The organism is Hymenobacter actinosclerus, from assembly GCF_900111515.1.
Lineage (GTDB): Bacteria > Bacteroidota > Bacteroidia > Cytophagales > Hymenobacteraceae > Hymenobacter > Hymenobacter actinosclerus.
The window spans coordinates 737,680-752,848 of the sequence record NZ_FOHS01000001.1 but is presented as its reverse complement, the minus strand read 5'-3'; the positions used below and the strand labels follow the sequence as shown (position 1 = coordinate 752,848).

16 protein-coding genes are annotated in these 15,169 nt (G+C 60.7%); 5 read left to right on the top strand and 11 right to left on the bottom strand.

The window, feature by feature from the left end; all coding sequences use genetic code 11:
• Positions 1-96: 96 nt before the first annotated feature.
• The 6 genes from BMY67_RS03295 to BMY67_RS03270 form a co-directional block, all read right to left on the bottom strand.
• Positions 97-510: a PIN-like domain-containing protein gene (locus BMY67_RS03295; RefSeq protein ID WP_092768239.1), complete on the bottom strand. Its 414-nt coding sequence runs from the start codon at positions 508-510 to the stop codon at positions 97-99.
• Complete coding sequence (locus tag BMY67_RS03290; RefSeq protein WP_092768237.1) at positions 494-1,198, bottom strand: DUF433 domain-containing protein; 705 nt, start codon at positions 1,196-1,198, stop codon at positions 494-496. Before BMY67_RS03290 ends, BMY67_RS03295 begins: the two co-directional genes overlap by 17 nt.
• A 262-nt stretch (positions 1,199-1,460) precedes the next feature.
• Complete coding sequence (gene nadE / locus BMY67_RS03285) at positions 1,461-3,434, bottom strand: NAD(+) synthase (protein ID WP_092768235.1); 1,974 nt, start codon at positions 3,432-3,434, stop codon at positions 1,461-1,463.
• Positions 3,435-3,618: 184 nt separating this feature from the next.
• Positions 3,619-4,368, bottom strand: coding sequence for a ribonuclease III (rnc, locus tag BMY67_RS03280; RefSeq protein WP_092768233.1), 750 nt, complete (start codon positions 4,366-4,368; stop codon positions 3,619-3,621).
• Positions 4,369-4,538: 170 nt separating this feature from the next.
• Positions 4,539-5,792, bottom strand: coding sequence for a beta-ketoacyl-ACP synthase II (gene fabF / locus BMY67_RS03275; protein WP_092768231.1), 1,254 nt, complete (start codon positions 5,790-5,792; stop codon positions 4,539-4,541).
• Between the two features lie 168 nt (positions 5,793-5,960).
• On the bottom strand, positions 5,961-6,197 hold the full coding sequence (locus BMY67_RS03270) for an acyl carrier protein (RefSeq protein WP_019948606.1): 237 nt from the start codon (positions 6,195-6,197) through the stop codon (positions 5,961-5,963).
• A gap of 162 nt (positions 6,198-6,359) precedes the next feature.
• Between BMY67_RS03270 and BMY67_RS03265 the strand changes: the two genes are divergently transcribed.
• Both BMY67_RS03265 and pyk read left to right on the top strand, forming a co-directional pair.
• Positions 6,360-6,791, top strand: a complete 432-nt coding sequence (locus BMY67_RS03265; protein WP_092768229.1) for an IPExxxVDY family protein — start codon at positions 6,360-6,362, stop codon at positions 6,789-6,791.
• Between the two features lie 56 nt (positions 6,792-6,847).
• Positions 6,848-8,287: a pyruvate kinase gene (gene pyk, locus BMY67_RS03260; RefSeq protein ID WP_092768227.1), complete on the top strand. Its 1,440-nt coding sequence runs from the start codon at positions 6,848-6,850 to the stop codon at positions 8,285-8,287.
• A gap of 160 nt (positions 8,288-8,447) precedes the next feature.
• Here pyk and rpsT read toward each other — a convergent pair whose 3' ends face one another.
• Positions 8,448-8,705, bottom strand: a complete 258-nt coding sequence (gene rpsT / locus BMY67_RS03255; RefSeq protein ID WP_092768225.1) for a 30S ribosomal protein S20 — start codon at positions 8,703-8,705, stop codon at positions 8,448-8,450.
• A gap of 373 nt (positions 8,706-9,078) precedes the next feature.
• Here rpsT and BMY67_RS03250 point away from each other — a divergent pair, with 373 nt between their 5' ends.
• The 3 genes from BMY67_RS03250 (at position 9,079) to BMY67_RS03240 (ending at position 11,542) form a co-directional block, all read left to right on the top strand.
• A complete protein-coding gene (locus BMY67_RS03250) occupies positions 9,079-10,068 on the top strand; it encodes a YheT family hydrolase (protein ID WP_092768223.1) in 990 nt (329 codons plus the stop codon).
• 143 nt (positions 10,069-10,211) lie between these two features.
• On the top strand, positions 10,212-10,625 hold the full coding sequence (locus BMY67_RS03245) for a helix-turn-helix domain-containing protein (protein WP_245744854.1): 414 nt from the start codon (positions 10,212-10,214) through the stop codon (positions 10,623-10,625).
• The gene (locus tag BMY67_RS03240; RefSeq protein WP_092768219.1) at positions 10,619-11,542 is read left to right on the top strand and encodes an IS3 family transposase; all 924 of its coding nucleotides are present in this window, start codon (positions 10,619-10,621) and stop codon (positions 11,540-11,542) included. Before BMY67_RS03245 ends, BMY67_RS03240 begins: the two co-directional genes overlap by 7 nt.
• 110 nt (positions 11,543-11,652) lie before the next feature.
• Here the strand turns inward: BMY67_RS03240 and BMY67_RS03235 are convergent, their stop codons facing one another.
• The 4 genes from BMY67_RS03235 to BMY67_RS03220 form a co-directional block, all read right to left on the bottom strand.
• The gene (locus BMY67_RS03235; RefSeq protein ID WP_092768217.1) at positions 11,653-12,207 is read right to left on the bottom strand and encodes a hypothetical protein; all 555 of its coding nucleotides are present in this window, start codon (positions 12,205-12,207) and stop codon (positions 11,653-11,655) included.
• A 446-nt stretch (positions 12,208-12,653) separates the two neighbouring features.
• Entirely contained in the window at positions 12,654-13,274 is a 621-nt protein-coding gene (gene rsmG / locus BMY67_RS03230; RefSeq protein ID WP_092768215.1) for a 16S rRNA (guanine(527)-N(7))-methyltransferase RsmG, read from the bottom strand.
• A gap of 170 nt (positions 13,275-13,444) precedes the next feature.
• A complete protein-coding gene (locus tag BMY67_RS03225; protein ID WP_092738715.1) occupies positions 13,445-14,059 on the bottom strand; it encodes an RNA polymerase sigma factor in 615 nt (204 codons plus the stop codon).
• Positions 14,050-15,165 carry a glycosyltransferase gene (locus tag BMY67_RS03220; protein WP_177189665.1) on the bottom strand — a complete coding sequence of 372 codons (1,116 nt, stop codon included), beginning with the start codon at positions 15,163-15,165 and terminating at the stop codon, positions 14,050-14,052. Before BMY67_RS03220 ends, BMY67_RS03225 begins: the two co-directional genes overlap by 10 nt.
• Positions 15,166-15,169: the final 4 nt, after the last annotated feature.

Here is a 15,169-nt window from a genome sequence, read left to right as displayed (position 1 = left end):
GCCTGCATTTATATCGTACCCATTTGATAAACAGTACGATATTTTTCAATTAAGTTATTCCTGCGCGTTCCTGACTGTTGTCAGCAACCCGGCGCTTCACGCCCTTGCGGCAAGGTCGAGCGGGTAGACGCGGCCATCAACATACACTTTGGCCACGAAGGGCCGGGGGTGCCGTTGGGCGAAGCGGCGCAGACGGGGCAAGGCGCGCAGCACGCACTCGGCCAGCCCGGCCCCGGTGAGGCCCTTGGCCACGAAGATAAACGTGCCGGCCCCGCTGGCTTGCAGCGCCTGCAACTCCAGCGGATTGTAGTGCAGCCGCCGCTCCTGCGTGAGCACGAAGCCGCCCCGGGCCGTTACGGCGGGCAGCCACTCGGCGTCGGGCGTGGCGGGATCGAACAGCTCGGTGTGGCGCAGCACCGGCGGGCCGGGCTGGCCCTGTAGCGCGGCGCGCACCAGCCCGGTATCGAGGGTGCGGTCGAGAAAGAAAACGGGGTCAGGCGCCGAGCTCATACCGGAGGGCTTCTTCCACGGCCGCGGCCGGGAGGTTGAAATTGCGGGCAATATCGAGCACCGCGTTGCCGGCCCGGTACTGGTCGACCACCACATCGACGGGCACGTAGGTGGCCGTGAGCACCGGCCGCCCGAAGGCCACCCGCGGGTCGACGACGATGTGGGCGGGCGCGCCGTCGTCGGGCACGAAGCCGGGGGCGCTGGCGTACACCGGAAACAGCCGCAGTGGAAAGCCGTCGGCGGCCCGCTCGATGCGGCGCAAATAGGCTTCCACCAGCTCCCGAATGGTTATCTGGCCCCGCCGTGAGGCGTTGATGAGCAGGTTATCATCCTCCAGGGTGCGCACGAACAAATCCACGCCATCGGTTTCGAGCGGGTGCTGAGCCAGCGGGTGTTCCGCTTGCAGCTCCTCGCGCACAAACTGCACCGCGTGCCGCACCCGCTGCAACGAAATACCGTGCTGGTGCCGGATGGCGGCCAGCACGTGCACTTCCACCAGGTTCAGAAACGAGAGCCCGTCGGCGCTGGCCGGCTGCACCAGCGCCCCGTGCGGGTCGGTGGCGCGGGTCCAGGCCTGCACCGTGGAGGCCGCCAGCCCCGTGAGCCGGGCCACCTGCCGCGCCGAGTACAGCGGCAGCCGGTAAGCCTCCCGTTCCTGATAAAGCTGCTCAAAAGTAGTTGGCGTCACGGATTACGTGGGTTGGGGGCCACGAAAGTACCGGTTTTTAGCGGGAGGCTACGTTCTGGTGGGCGCGCCTCACCCCCCGGCCCCCTACGCCGCTCGATGCGCGGAATGAAAAGGAGAGGGGGTGCGTTCTGGTTGAACAGTTAGCCTGCGTCGGGCAGAAACGGCCATCAGCTAATGGCCATTTGTATTGTGTGTCGTCAGGCTCCCCCTCTCCTTTTTCGGAGAGGGGGCCGGGAGGTGAGGCGCGACGCCGGAACGCCCGCTACAGCGCCGCCAGCTCCTGGGTGTAGCCGCCGCTCAGAATAGGGAAGCGCAGCCAGGAGCGCGGGTCCACGTTGTAGTCGTCGAGGTGGAAGGCGGGGGCGTACCGCTCGCGCTTCCACTGGTTGCGGCTCCAGAGACTGAAGAAGCGTTTGACGTAGGTTTTGAGCTGCTCAGGGTCGGCGGCGGGGTCTTCGTGAATCAGCGTGGCCAGCACCTGGGCCGGGGCCAGCCGGTCGTAGAAGGCCAGCCGCTCGATGCGGTTGAGCAGCGGGTAGGGCATCAGGTCGCGCTCATCGGTCTGGTTTTCTTCCAAGGGGCGCAGCTCGGCGCTGGGTTGCAGGCCGTTCACCCGGCGCAGGCCGGGGTAGTTCAGCTCCGTTTCGGCCCAGCGCAGCCACTGCTTCACAAATTGCTTGTCGACGCCGGCAATGGGCGAGATGGAGCCGGCCGTGTCGCCGTCCATGGTGCAGTAGCCCACGCTGGCTTCCGAGCGGTTGGAGGTCGTCATCAGCAGGCAGTTCTGCACGTTGGCCAGCATCCAGATGGCGGGGGCGCGCACCCGGGCCTGAATATTTTGCAGGGCCAGATCGTCGGTTTGCCAGGTCAGGTCGCGGCCCAGGGCCTGCTCAATCTTGCCCACGTAGCCGCTTACTTCCTCGTCAATTTCCCAGTGATAAAACACGGCCCCGACGTCCTCGGCCAGCTCCTGCGCTGAGTTAAACGTGTCGTCGGACGAATTCACGGTGCCCTGGTAGGCGCAGGTCAACAGGCGGCCAGTCAGGCGGCGGTTGATGTCGCGCTGATTCCCCGAAACGGCCTCGGTGCTGGCCAGCGGCAGGTTGCCGGCCGGTGCGGGACTGGGCGAGCCATCGGCGGCTACAAGTTCCCGGGCGGCGGATTCGGCTTGCTTTTCGCCGGTAATTTCTTCGATGTCGGCGGCCGTGAAGCAGCCCGAGCGGCGCATAAACTCGGCCGTGCCCAGCTCGGCCGTGCCCAGGCGCACCATTTCGGCCACTGCCACGGCGCACATGCTGGAGTCGGCCCCGCCGCTGAGGCTGAGCACGAAGCCCCGGCTGCGGGCTTTGCGCAGGTAGTCGAACAGCGCCAGGCTCAGGGCCTGGTTCAGCTCCAGGTACTCATCGGGCGTGGGTAGGGCCGGAATCTGTTCGGCCATTGGCAGCTCGGCGCTGAAATCCACGTCCACGCACTCCAGATCCACTTCCTTGAAGCTCAGCAGCTGGTTGCGCTGGAGCAGGTGGCCGTTGCGGGCCACCAGAATTTCGCCATCGTAGATCATGCGGCCGGCCTCGTTGCCCAGCAGGTTGGCGTAGAGGTAGGTACAGTTAAAATTGAGCGAGGCCTTGAGCACCAACTGGTAGCGCAAATCGGTCTTGCTCATGGCAAAGTGCGAGGCCGAAGGATTCACGATGAGGTCCACCTTACCCTTGAGGCGGCTGGCGGGCCGCACGTCGTCGGGCCGCCACGCGTCCTCGCAGATTTCAAACCCGAACCTCACGCCCTGGTGCTCAAACGTGAGGTCGCCCAGGGGCCACTCCTCCCCTTCCCACTTTACCGTGGTGGTTTCGCCGGCCGGCCAGGGATGGAAGAAGCGCGGCTCGTAGTGCACCCCATCGTTGGCCAGAAACTGCTTGGCCGCGAAACCCAGCACCTGCCCGTCGCGCAGCACGGCGGCCGTGTTGTAGGTGCGGCCGGCCAGGCGCACCGGCAGGCCCACCACCACGCAGATGCCCATCGTCCAGGGCCGGATGGTTTGCAGGTGTTGTAGCGCCGCTTCGGGCAGCCAGTCGCTCAGAAACAAATCCTCGCAGCCGTAGCCGGTGAGGCACATTTCCGGCAAACACAGCAGCTCTACGTTGGCGGCTTTGGCCTGGGCTATGGCCGTCTGAATCGTACGCAGGTTGTGGGTCCAGTCGAAGGGAATCTGGTTGAGGGCGGCACCGGCTATTCGCATGGCTTGGGGTCGGAAAGTTGGTTCTGCAAAGCAACTCCTTTTTCCCGGCTTGGGTTACTTTTAAACGACTCTGCGGACCTCTGCGGTTTGCCTCTGCGCTCCTCTGCGGGAACCCAATCGTTGTATACGTAGGGTTCCCGCAGAGGAGCGCAGAGGTAAACCGCGGAGGTCCGCAGAGCTGTTCTTACAATCCCAACACCCCCAGCGCGCGCTCGGCGGCCAGCTGTTCGGCCTGCTTTTTCGAGAGGCCCATGCCGGTGGCAATGGGTTCATCATCGACCACCACAATGGCCGAAAACTCCATCACGCCGCCCGGGCGGGCCTCGCCGGTTAGCTCGTAGCGCATGTTTTTGCCGTTACGCTGGGCCCACTCAATCAGCTTGCTCTTGAAGTTGGTGGTCGTCTCGGTCATGGCCTTCACGTCCACGAAGGGCTTGAGCAGGCGGGCCAGCACGAACTTGCGGGCCGTTTTGTAGCCGTGGTCGAGGTACACGGCGCCCACCAGCGCCTCCAGGGCGTTGCCGTTCACCGAGCGCGAGCGGGCAGCCCGACTCTGAGCCGCATCAAGCTGCACGAGCTTATCGAGCCCGATTTTGAGGGCAATGCTGTTGAGGCTTTCGCGGTTCACGATGCGGCTGCGCATCTCCGTCAGGAAGCCTTCCTGCTCGTACGGGAACTTGCGGAACAGGAACTCGGCCACGGCCGTGCCCAGCACCGCGTCGCCCAGAAACTCCAGCCGCTCGTTGCTTTGGTGGCGGGCCTGCTCGCCCTGCTGGCGTACCACTGAGGAGTGCGTAAACGCCAGCCGGTACAGGTACACGTTATCGGGGGCCCGGCCCGTAAGGGTGGTAATGGCCTGCCGAAAGGCCCGGTCGCGGCCAATCAGCCGGCGAAAGAAGCCGAACAACGGCAGGGGCTGACCAGGCTTGGGCATTCTGTTTTTACTTAGTGGAGCTGTTAAAAAATGTCATGCTGAGCGAAGCGGAGCGGAGCCGAAGCATCTCACGTGGAATACTAAACCCTTAAAATCAGGATTAGCATTGCCCGCGAGATGCTTCGACTGCGCTCCGCTTCGCTCAGCATGACGCGTTCTTTTTCCGGCTACTACTCGCTGATTTTGCGGAAGATAACCGACGTATTGTGGCCGCCGAAACCGAAGGTGTTGCTCATGGCCACGTTCACTTCGCGCTTCTGGGCCTCGTTGAAGGTGAAGTTGAGCTTAGGGTCCAGCTCGGGGTCGTCGGTGAAGTGGTTGATGGTGGGCGGCACCATGTCGTGCTGCATGGCCAGGATGCAGGCCACGGCCTCGATGGCCCCGGCCGCGCCCAGCAGGTGGCCGGTCATGCTCTTGGTCGAACTGATGTTCAGGTCGTAGGCGTGCTCACCGAACACTTTTTGGATGGCCTTCACCTCGGCGCCGTCGCCCAGGGGCGTGCTCGTGCCGTGGGTGTTGATGTAATCCACTTCCTCGGGCTTGATGCCGGCATCGCGCAGCGCGTTCTGCATCACCAGCACCACGCCGTTGCCCTCGGGGTCGGGGGCCGTAATGTGGTAGGCATCGGCCGACATGCCGCCGCCAATCAGCTCGGCGTAGATTTTAGCGCCGCGGGCCTTGGCGTGCTCGTACTCTTCGAGCACCAGCGAGGCCGCGCCTTCGCCCAGCACGAAACCATCGCGCTCCTTGTCGTAGGGGCGCGAGGCCTGCTCGGGCGCGTCGTTGCGCTCACTCATGGCCTTGAGGGCGTTGAAGCCGCCCACGCCCGATTCGGTGATGGCCGCCTCCGAGCCGCCCGTCACGATGACGTCGGCCATGTTGAGGCGGATGTAGTTGAAGGCCGAAATAATCGAGTCCGACGACGACGCGCAGGCCGAGGTGGTCACGAAATTGGGGCCCCGGAATTTGTGGCGGATGGAAATGTTGCCCGACGAGCTATCGGCAATCATTTTCGGGATGAAGAAAGGGTTGAAGCGGGGCGTGCCGTCGCCGTGGGCGAAGGCGATGCACTCGGCCTGCAACGACGTCAGGCCGCCGATGCCCGAGCCCCAGATAACGCCCACCCGGTCCTTGTCCACGTCGTCCTCGATGAGGCGGGCGTCGGCAATGGCCTCGTTGGCCGCAATCAGGCCAAACTGGGTGAAGATGTCCATTTTGCGCCCTTCTTTGCGGTCGAAGTAGTCGTCGGGATTGTAGTCCTTCACTTCGCAGGCAAAGCGGGTTTTGAACTTGCCGGCATCAAAGCGCGTGATGGGCGCGGCGCCACTGCGGCCGGCCACCAGGCCTTCCCAGTAAGCAGGGGCGGTTTTGCCGACGGGGGTTAGGGCACCCAGGCCGGTCACGACAACTCTCCGGAGAGACATAGGCGGGTTCGAGAAGCGAGAAAATGGAAAGGGTATAAAAGCAAACCGGCCGGCGGCAGGCCGACCGGTCTTTGGTTGTTAGGGCTTAGTTGTCAGTTGTTAGTGAAGGATGGGGCAGCCATTACACTGTTATCAGGTCACTGACAACTGACAACTAACCACTCACAACTACTTGGCGTGCTCTTCGAGGTAGCTGATAGCCTGACCCACGGTGCCGATGTTTTCGGCCTGGTCGTCGGGGATAGACACGTTGAATTCCTTTTCGAACTCCATGATCAGCTCGACGGTATCGAGCGAATCGGCGCCCAGATCGTTGGTGAACGAAGCCTCGGGGGTTACTTCCGACGCCTCCACACCCAATTTATCGATGATGATGGCTTTTACTTTCTCTGCAATTTCAGACATTTCCGTGGGGGTTTAAAAGAAAACTCGGCACAAATAACACCATCTTCGCTAACATTGTCAAACTTCCAGCCCCTTATCTTGCGGGTGTAAGATTATGGCCCTGCCAGTTCCGTAGGCCTGACCGGCAGTGTACTTTTGCCTTTTCGCCCTGCCTCGCCGCTTATGAAAACCTTCACCCTCGATGTGGATTACGCCTGCGACTTCGACCTGTTCGGGCTCGTGTCGTCGTCGCGGGAGCATACGCTGGCCTGGGTGCTCAACCGGGCCCTGCACCTGCGCCTCATCAAGCAGCCCGACCTGATTTTCGACCTGCTGCAAAAGGGCCGGCTCGTTATCAGCAACTACCTGCACGCCACCGAACACCACACGCTGCGCCTGTTTCGCAACCGCAGCGCCGACGCCTCTGCCCTCAAAAAACCCTACCTCGCCCCCGACATCCGCCAGTACGATTACCTGCTGCAAATCAATGCCGGCGGCGCGGGCCTGTTGCCCCCCCCGCAACTTATTGCCCAGCTCACGGCCCTGCCCGAAGTGCAGCTCGTGAGCCAGTTCGACCCCAACGACCTGAAGTTTAAAGAGAACTTTCTTTTCTGAGACTCCGGCCACTCGGCCGGGGCCTCTTTCCTTCTTTTCCGTTTCTCAGCAACCTCATGGAAGTCACCCCGCATTTCAATAAAACCAAGATAATTGCCACCGTTGGGCCCGCCTCCAACACCTACGACAAGCTGGCCACGCTCATGCGCGAGGGCGTCGATGTGTTCCGGCTCAACTTCTCGCACGGCACCCACGAAGACCACCAGGCCGTCATCCACACGGTGCGCCGCCTCAACAAGGATTTGCGCATGAACGTGGGCCTGCTCCAAGACTTGCAGGGCCCCAAAATCCGCCTCGGCGAAGTAGAGGGCGGGCAGGTCGAAATCAAGGCCGGCGACAAAATCAAGCTGGTCTGCGGCGAAAAGGAAATCAGCACGGCCACCCGCCTGAGCACGATTTATATGGGCCTGGCCCGCGACGTGAAGCCGGGCGACATGATTCTCATCGACGACGGCAAGATTGAGCTGCGCGTGCTGGCCACCGACCGCGACCAGGAAGTGGACGTGGAGGTGGTGTACGGTGGCCTGGTAAAGCCCCGCAAAGGCATCAACCTGCCCAACTCCGACGTGTCGGCCCCCTCGATGACGGAGAAAGACATCGAAGACCTGCGCTTCGGCCTCGAAAACGACGTCGACTGGATTGCCCTCTCGTTTGCCCGCCGCGCCGAGGACATCCGCTTCATCAAGAACCTGATTGCCGAGAGCGGCAAGGCCATCCGGGTAATAGCCAAAATCGAAACCCCCGAGGGCCTGCGCAACCTCGACGAAATCATTGCCCTGACCGACGCCGTGATGGTAGCCCGCGGTGATTTGGGCGTGGAAGTATCGATGGAGGAAGTGCCGATGGCCCAGAAGAGCATCATCGCCAAGTGCAATAAGCTGGGCGTACCCGTCATCGTGGCCACCCAGATGATGGAGAGCATGATTACGGCCCCCCGCCCCACCCGCGCCGAAACCAGCGACGTAGCCAACGCCGTTATCGATGGCGCCGATGCCGTGATGCTGTCGGCCGAAACGGCCGTGGGCGCCTACCCGGCCGAGGTTATCCGCTCGATGGTGGGCACCATTAAAAGCGTGGAAACCCAGCTGCCGAGCCTCTACAACCACTGGTTTCCCATCGACCCCGAGGCCCCCTCGTTCATGGTCGACAGCATCCTGTCGGCGGCCTGCCATTTGGCCAAAAACACCAAGGCCAAGGCCATTACCGGCATGACGCACCGCGGCTACACGGCCTTCCAGATTGCCAAGTACCGCCCCCAGGCCAACATCTTCATCTTCACCGACAACCGCCCGCTGCTCACGGCCCTGAGTCTCATCTGGGGCGTGCGCGGCTTCTACTACGACCGTCTGGTGAGCACCGACAGCACCATTTCCGACATCAAGTTCGCCCTCACCGCCTCGGGCCACCTGCAAAAAGGCGACGTGTTCATCAACACCGCCTCCATGCCCATCAACCGAAAAGGCAAAACCAACATGGTAAAAGTGAGCGTGGCGTAGGGCCATCTGAGATTAGGGATAAAAGGATAAGGGATAAGGGATAAGGGACGAAAAAATTATCCTTTATCCTTTTATCCCTAATCCTTTTCTTCCAACGCAGCAAGGCCCGACACTTGCGCATCGGGCCTCACCTTATAGAGAGCAGAAAGCCGGTGGGCGCTTAGGCAGCCAGCGACTTCACGAACTTGGCCAGCTTCGACTTGTTGTTGGCGGCTTTGTTCTTGTGGATGATGTTCTTCTTGGCCAGACGGTCCAGCATCGAAACAACCTTCTTGAACTGCTCCTGAGCAGCCGAAGCTTCGGTGGTGGCGCGCAGCTTCTTGATAGCCGTGCGGGTAGATTTTGCCTGGTAACGGTTCAGGACGCGCTTAGCTTCGTTGGAACGGATGCGCTTAAGGGCGGATTTATGGTTTGCCATGAGGGTTGATTATGGTCTTCTGCTCGAATTCAGTTCAAATGCGGAGTGCAAAGGTAACGCTTCGGGCGGAAATTGCAAGAGAGAAGCGAGAGGTTAGAAATGAGAAGTGAGAAATTGTAGAGGATGGGCGCGTTGTAGGGCGGGGCTTGCCTCCGCCCTCCGTTGAACGGTTGTCATTGAACGGACTCGTTGCAACGGTGCGAACGGCGGCCGGGGGCCAGCCCCGCCGCTACAGCGCGCTAACTCATGGCTAGCAATAAATACTCGGCATGCATACCTTTGTTTTACCTAACTTGCTTGCCTGAACTGCATTGCCCCTGCCCCGCTTCCCACCCGCCGGCTCATTTGACTGCTTTTTAGCTGCCCTGCCTCCATGCCCCTCGTTACTGAATCCAAGTACCAGCCGCCGTTCTACCTGTTCAACGGCCACCTGCAAACCATTGTGCCCAGCCTGTGGCGCACGGTGCCCGAGGTGCAGTACCAGCGCGAGCGGGTGGAAATCGAGGACGGCGACTTTCTGGACCTCGACTGGTCGCGGCAGCCCGCTGGCGGGCCGCTGAGCAACACGCTGGCCATCGTATCGCACGGGCTGGAGGGCGACGCGGGGCGGCCCTACGTGCGGGGCATGGTGCGCGCCCTCAACCAGGCTGGCCTCGATGCGCTGGCCTGGAACTACCGCAGCTGCGGCGGCGAAATGAACCGGCTGCTGCGCTCCTACCACCTCGGCGACACCGACGACCTCGATTTCGTGGTGCGCTACGCCCTGAGCATCGGCCGCTACCGCCGGGTGCTGCTCACGGGCTTTTCGGCCGGCGGCAACGTCACGCTAAAATACCTGGGCGAAAACCCCGCCCGCGTGCCAACTGAGGTGGAACGCGCGGCCGTGTTCTCAGTGCCTACCGACCTGCGGGCCAGCTCCCATCACATCGGCCGCCTCGAAAACCGCGTTTACCTCAACCGCTTCCTGAAAACACTGCGCGAGAAGATGCGCCAGAAAGCCGCCCTGCTCCCCGGCCAGGTCGACCTCACGGACCTGGAGCTGCTCAAGGACTTCCCCGAGTTCGACGACCGGTTCACCGCGCCCATGCACGGCTTCGCCTCGGCCGACGAATACTACGCCCACGCCAGCTCCGGCCGCTACCTCAGCGGCATCCGAATCCCCACGCTGCTGGTCAACGCCCAGAACGACCCCTTTCTGCCCCCCTCCTGCTTCCCCCACGAAACCGCCGCCGCCAGCCCCCACGTGTTCCTGGAAACCCCCACCGATGGGGGCCACGTAGGCTTTGGCGAAGGCGCGCCCGATGGCGCGTACTACTCGGAACGGCGGGCAGTGGAATTTCTGACGAGCGAGGTGCCGGGGTGATTGAGTGGCTTCTTTATAGTATTGCCTCTGGTGCTTTGTTTGGCTCAGGATTCCGAGGCTCAATAGGGTACAATAACGGGCCCTTATCGTACCCTAACCGCTGTCTCGTCCTAGAAAAAGTTGACCAAAAACTTGGTTAACTTATGGCATCACTGTCTGACTTGCGTATGCAAAAGCACGCGCTTTCCATGCGCCAAATGGTGGCTGAAATTCATCTGGGCAAGCTCAACATTGCCCAGGCCGCCGCCAAATTTGAGCTCACACGTAAAACCGTTCGGCACTGGATCGACCTGGTCGAAGCAGAAGCGGAGGCCAACGGCTTGCCCCCGGCTCCCCCACCATGCCCACCTGGAGCCAGGAAACGCACAACTCGTCCGGCGCCGCAGGATAGCGAAGCGGTCGAGGCCCTCACCGCGAAGATTCAAGCATTAGAAGCCGCGTTGGAAACGGCCAACTTCAAAGCGCTGTATTATACCACTTTACTACGCGTGGCAGAGGAGGAGCTCGGCATTGACATCGAAAAAAAGTCCGTTACCAAGCCCTCCGCAGCATGCTGAAGAGCCACCCTTCAATCGCTATTCGGTCGGTGGAAGGAGTGCTTGGTTTTAGCCGGCAGGCGTACTATCAATACTGGCAACGACAAGCTGGACACGTTAATCAGGAAGCGGTGGTCGTTAACCTGGTGCGAGCCATTCGGGAAGACCATCCCCGCATGGGGACGCGCAAGCTCTATGAGCGGTTACAGGACGAGTTGACTAGGCAGCACCTGAAAATGGGCCGCGATGCCTTATTTGAGCTGTTGGCGGCTCATGGCCTGTTGGTGCGCCGGCGCCGACGGCGCGTGCAGACGACTTTTTCCCGGCACCGCTTCCGCAAGTATCCCAACTTAATCAGCGCGCTGCTGATCGAGCGGCCCAACCAGGTCTGGGTCGCCGACATCACCTACTGGTTCACCGCCTACGGCTGCTTGTACATTTCGCTGGTCACGGATGCGTACTCCAGACGTATTATGGGCTACGAGGTGGCGCCGACGCTGCAAGCCGTTCACTGCAGGACCGCGCTACAACGGGCCCTGGATCAACTGGCAGGGAAAGAGGGCAAACCCCTGATTCACCATTCTGACCGAGGCGTCCAGTATTGCAGTGCCGAGTACATCGGCCTGCTCAACGCCCACCAGGTGCAGGTGAGCATGACCCAGCAGGGGGACCCGTTGGAGAACGCCATTGCCGAACGCATCAACGGAATTCTGAAAAACGAGTATCTGGCGCATCAGCGCGTGTACTCGCTGGCGCAGGCACAAACGGTACTGCAACAGGCCGTGCACCTCTACAACTACCAGCGTCCCCACCTGAGCTGTGACATGCTGGTGCCGGATCAGGCGCATCAGAAAGAGGGGAAGCTGAAACGGCGATGGCGCAACTACTACCGCCAGCAGGTCGTGGACGATAGCGTGGTCAACGAAAAAACGGACTAACTTCGGTTGGTCAATAGAAATCCGGACTAACAACAAAAACGGTCAACGCTTTTCAGGACGGGTCATAATACCCTCGTTTTGCTTTTCGGACCCTTTTCCTGAACTCATTCCTAGCCGTACACAAAAAATACCGTCTCGCTCCCCTTTCCTTTGGCATATTCCAAGAAGCTCCTAAAGTTGCGCAAGTCTTGGCCGAAGGTATTGTCGTAGGCGTTCATCCGCGCAGCCGAAAAGTTGGCAAAGTAGGCGGTGGCATAGAGGGTATCCTCCGGGTCTGGCCGCAAGCGGCTAGGCAAGTCCTCCATCGTTGTCAGCTGCGTCAGCAAGCCCTCCACGGTGGCCGTTACCCGGTCAATATTGCCCGCCATTGCGGCGCTGGCGGCCTGTGTGCGGGCGAGGATTTCCTGCCGTTCTGCGTCGTCATCGGCATATTCGAGCATGCTGCTCAAGTCCTCGGGCAAGGTGTAGTTGTCCATCTCATACAACGGCGAGATGTCCACGCCTGTGAGCCGACCGATTTGATCCAGTTCAGGTTCTTCTTCAATCGCCCAGCGTCGGCACATGAAATTGCAGAAGTTGCGGCTGAGTTGGTGATCGTCGGGGTCATAGTGGCCAGCATCGAGTTCCGCCTGATTATTGGCGCCCAGCAGAATATCGAGTCCCATATGACTAACAGATTGTAGGTAAGAGACCTAAACTTAAATGCTTTAGTGGTCGGAGTAAAATAAATGCTCCCTTTCTTAAACCGCGAGCAGCTGCTCCGCACCAAGTGCCAGCAGACCGTTGCAGCGCCCGGCGAGTTTACGAAACCCGTCTACAATTCAAAGTTTACGAAACTGGCCAAGTAGATGAGTTTCGTAAACCCGCAACGGGCTGATTTCCCGGGCTTGGTTAAACAGGACTTTCCCCCAACCAAGCGCTACTAGAAAGCTCCTTGCTTGTCGGGGGTTCATGCCCTAACATAACTTCAGTTCTAAGACCCTCCTTAAAATTGCAGCAGTTGTTTGCCTTATCTTGGAAGGTGGCCTGCTTGGCACTCTACCGCTTCTGCCTTTTATTATGCTGTGTGTTATAACAGATTGTGCCTATCATTCAAGAAAGGTCGTGCAGACTACGCCGGCACCACTACCACCTTTTTCGTCTCGAAAAACTCCTCCGCAAAGAACTCACTCAAATCCACAACCTGCGCCTTCAATCCCGACTCGGCAATTTCTTCGCTCAGGTCGCCGCCTTTGAGGTAGTAGAGGCCGCTGTTCGGGGCGGCTTCGGCGCGGGGCTTGTAGCGGTGGGCAATCCAGGTGTGGAAGGTGGCCAGGCGGGCCACGGCGCGGCTCACGATGTAGTCGTACTTAGTGGAGAGCTGTTCGGCGCGGGTTTGCTCGGCCGTTACGTTGGGCAGGTGCAGCGTTTCGGCCATGTCCTGCACGGCTTTTATCTTCTTGCCGATGCTGTCGACCAGGTGAAACTTCACCTCCGGGAACAGAATGGCCAGCGGCAGGCCCGGCAGGCCCCCGCCGGTTCCCACATCGAGCACCGCCGAGCCGGGCGCGAACTCCACCACTTTGGCAATACCGAGCGAGTGCAGGATGTGGCGCTCGGTGAGGTTGTCCATGTCGGTGCGGGCCACCAGGTTAAGGCGCTCGTTCCAAGTGCGGAACTCGGTTTCGAGCCGGGCAAACTGCTGGCGCTGCTGGTCGGTCAGGTGCGGGAAGTAGTGGTCAAGTAGGGTCATTTCTTTGAGAAGCTAGGAGCTAGAAGTGGGAGTTGAAGAAGGACTGTCATCCTGACGAAGGAAGGACCTTATCACGGAAGCACGAGTCGTTGTTACGGTCGTGCTTTCGTGATAAGGTCCTTCCTTCGTCAGGATGACAGGCGGCCAGTTTCTATCGCCTGGCTCCTTTCTTAAATAATTTCCTTTTTGCCCTTCACCATGTCGTAGAGCAGCTCGCGGGCGCGGTGCAGCTGGGCTTTTACGGTGCCGAGCGGGGCTTTCAGCTCGGTGGCAATTTCCTCGTAGCTCAGCTCGTCGAAGTAGCGGAGCGTGACCAGGCGCTGGTACTTATCGGGCAGCCGCGACACGACGTGCTGCATGATTTCGATTTTCTGGTTTTTGATGGTCGTCTCCTGCGGGTTCAGGTTCTGGTCGCGGAAGTCGATGGTGATTTCGTCGCCGTTGTCGATTTTGATGGCTGAGTCGATCGACATCGTTTTGATTTTATTCTTGCGGATAAAATCGATGCAGTTGTTGGTAGCGATGCGGAACAGCCAGGTGCTGAAGGCAAATTCGGGATTGAATTTGTGCAGGTTTTTGAACGCCTTGGCGAAGGCCTCAATGGTGAGGTCGTCGGCGTCGTCGGTGTTGCGCACCATTTTGAGCACGACGTGGTACACCGGCTTCTTATAGATCTGCATCAGCTCGGCGTAGGCCTTTTCGTCGTTGTTCTCCACGGCGGCCCGAATCAATTTGAAGTCGTGCTTGGCTTTGGCGGAGAACTGTTTTTCCTGGTTTACTTCCATCGGAGCGAGCGGTTAAGGAATAGGGAGATTCCCAGAGCTAAGTAAGTTACGAAATATGCGGCATCGAGCAAAGGCAGCGCGGCGGCCGGCAGCTGACCTTCGAGCCGGCGGTTAAGCTGTTGATAAACGGCCCCCATGAGCACGGTTCGCATCAGGCAGATGACTGCCAAAGGTACCCAATTGATGGGAGAAAACAGCAGGCCGACTGCCGCGCCGTAGTACAAGAGGTTCGCCCCGATGAATGTTGCGAGGCGCACCCGATCGGCCAGCCGGTACTGCTTGCCGGCCGAGAGGTGCCGGCGTTTCTGCCGCCACCACGCGGCCCAGGTTGCGGCCGCTTCGCTGAGCGTGTGGGCGCCCGGCCGGGCCACTACGGCCGCCCGGGCGCCGGCCGCCACCGCGTCCTGCACCAGCAAATCGTCGTCGCCGCTGAGGGTGCGGATGTGCGAGGCAAACCCTTTGGTGGAGCGAAACACGGCCCGGGTGTAGCCCAGGTTGCGGCCCACGCCCATGTAGGGCCGCCCGCGCCAGGCGAATGACAGATACTGCGCCCCCGTCAGCAAGGTTTCAAACCGAACCAGCTTATTTAAAAACCCCCGTTCGGGCGCGTAGGCCGAATAACCGAGCACCAAACCAGCCCCCTCGGCAAAGCCCCGCTGCATGTACCTGACCCACTGGTTGGTGGCCGGAATACAGTCGGCGTCGGTGAAGAGCAGGCGCTCGTGGCGGGCGGTTTTGATACCCAGCGTGAGGGCGTACTTTTTGGGCGCCAGCCCGGCCGGGGTGCTGCGGATGTTCACGAGGCGCACGCCCGGAAACCGGGCGGCCAGCGCGCCGGTGCCGTCGGTCGAGCGGTCGTCGATGAGGATAATTTCGAGCAGCTCGGCGGGGTAATCTTGGCTGAGCAGCAGCGGCAGCAGGCGCGTGAGGTTGGTGTACTCGTTGCGGGCGCATACCAACACCGAAACGGGCTGGTCGGCGGGGACGGGCGTTTCCGGGTCGGGCCGGCGCATGGCAAAGGCCCGGAAGTAGTAGAGCGCGAAATATAGCTGCACCAGCACGGCCGCCAGCAGCAGCCAAACGGCCGGAGAGTAAGAGAGCAACATAACG

Excerpts from the sequence above, each read along its gene's own strand:
- BMY67_RS03295 (WP_092768239.1), bottom strand. The coding sequence starts at position 510 with ATGAGCTCGGCGCCTGACCCCGTTTTCTTTCTCGACCGCACCCTCGAT.
- fabF (WP_092768231.1), bottom strand. The coding sequence starts at position 5,792 with ATGTCTCTCCGGAGAGTTGTCGTGACCGGCCTGGGTGCCCTAACCCCC.
- BMY67_RS03240 (WP_092768219.1), top strand. The coding sequence starts at position 10,619 with ATGCTGAAGAGCCACCCTTCAATCGCTATTCGGTCGGTGGAAGGAGTG.
- rnc (WP_092768233.1), bottom strand. The coding sequence starts at position 4,368 with ATGCCCAAGCCTGGTCAGCCCCTGCCGTTGTTCGGCTTCTTTCGCCGG.
- pyk (WP_092768227.1), top strand. The coding sequence starts at position 6,848 with ATGGAAGTCACCCCGCATTTCAATAAAACCAAGATAATTGCCACCGTT.
- nadE (WP_092768235.1), bottom strand. The coding sequence starts at position 3,434 with ATGCGAATAGCCGGTGCCGCCCTCAACCAGATTCCCTTCGACTGGACC.
- rpsT (WP_092768225.1), bottom strand. The coding sequence starts at position 8,705 with ATGGCAAACCATAAATCCGCCCTTAAGCGCATCCGTTCCAACGAAGCT.
- BMY67_RS03235 (WP_092768217.1), bottom strand. The coding sequence starts at position 12,207 with ATGGGACTCGATATTCTGCTGGGCGCCAATAATCAGGCGGAACTCGAT.
- BMY67_RS03270 (WP_019948606.1), bottom strand. The coding sequence starts at position 6,197 with ATGTCTGAAATTGCAGAGAAAGTAAAAGCCATCATCATCGATAAATTG.
- rsmG (WP_092768215.1), bottom strand. The coding sequence starts at position 13,274 with ATGACCCTACTTGACCACTACTTCCCGCACCTGACCGACCAGCAGCGC.
- BMY67_RS03225 (WP_092738715.1), bottom strand. The coding sequence starts at position 14,059 with ATGGAAGTAAACCAGGAAAAACAGTTCTCCGCCAAAGCCAAGCACGAC.
- BMY67_RS03265 (WP_092768229.1), top strand. The coding sequence starts at position 6,360 with ATGAAAACCTTCACCCTCGATGTGGATTACGCCTGCGACTTCGACCTG.
- BMY67_RS03250 (WP_092768223.1), top strand. The coding sequence starts at position 9,079 with ATGCCCCTCGTTACTGAATCCAAGTACCAGCCGCCGTTCTACCTGTTC.
- BMY67_RS03245 (WP_245744854.1), top strand. The coding sequence starts at position 10,212 with ATGGCATCACTGTCTGACTTGCGTATGCAAAAGCACGCGCTTTCCATG.
- BMY67_RS03220 (WP_177189665.1), bottom strand. The coding sequence starts at position 15,165 with ATGTTGCTCTCTTACTCTCCGGCCGTTTGGCTGCTGCTGGCGGCCGTG.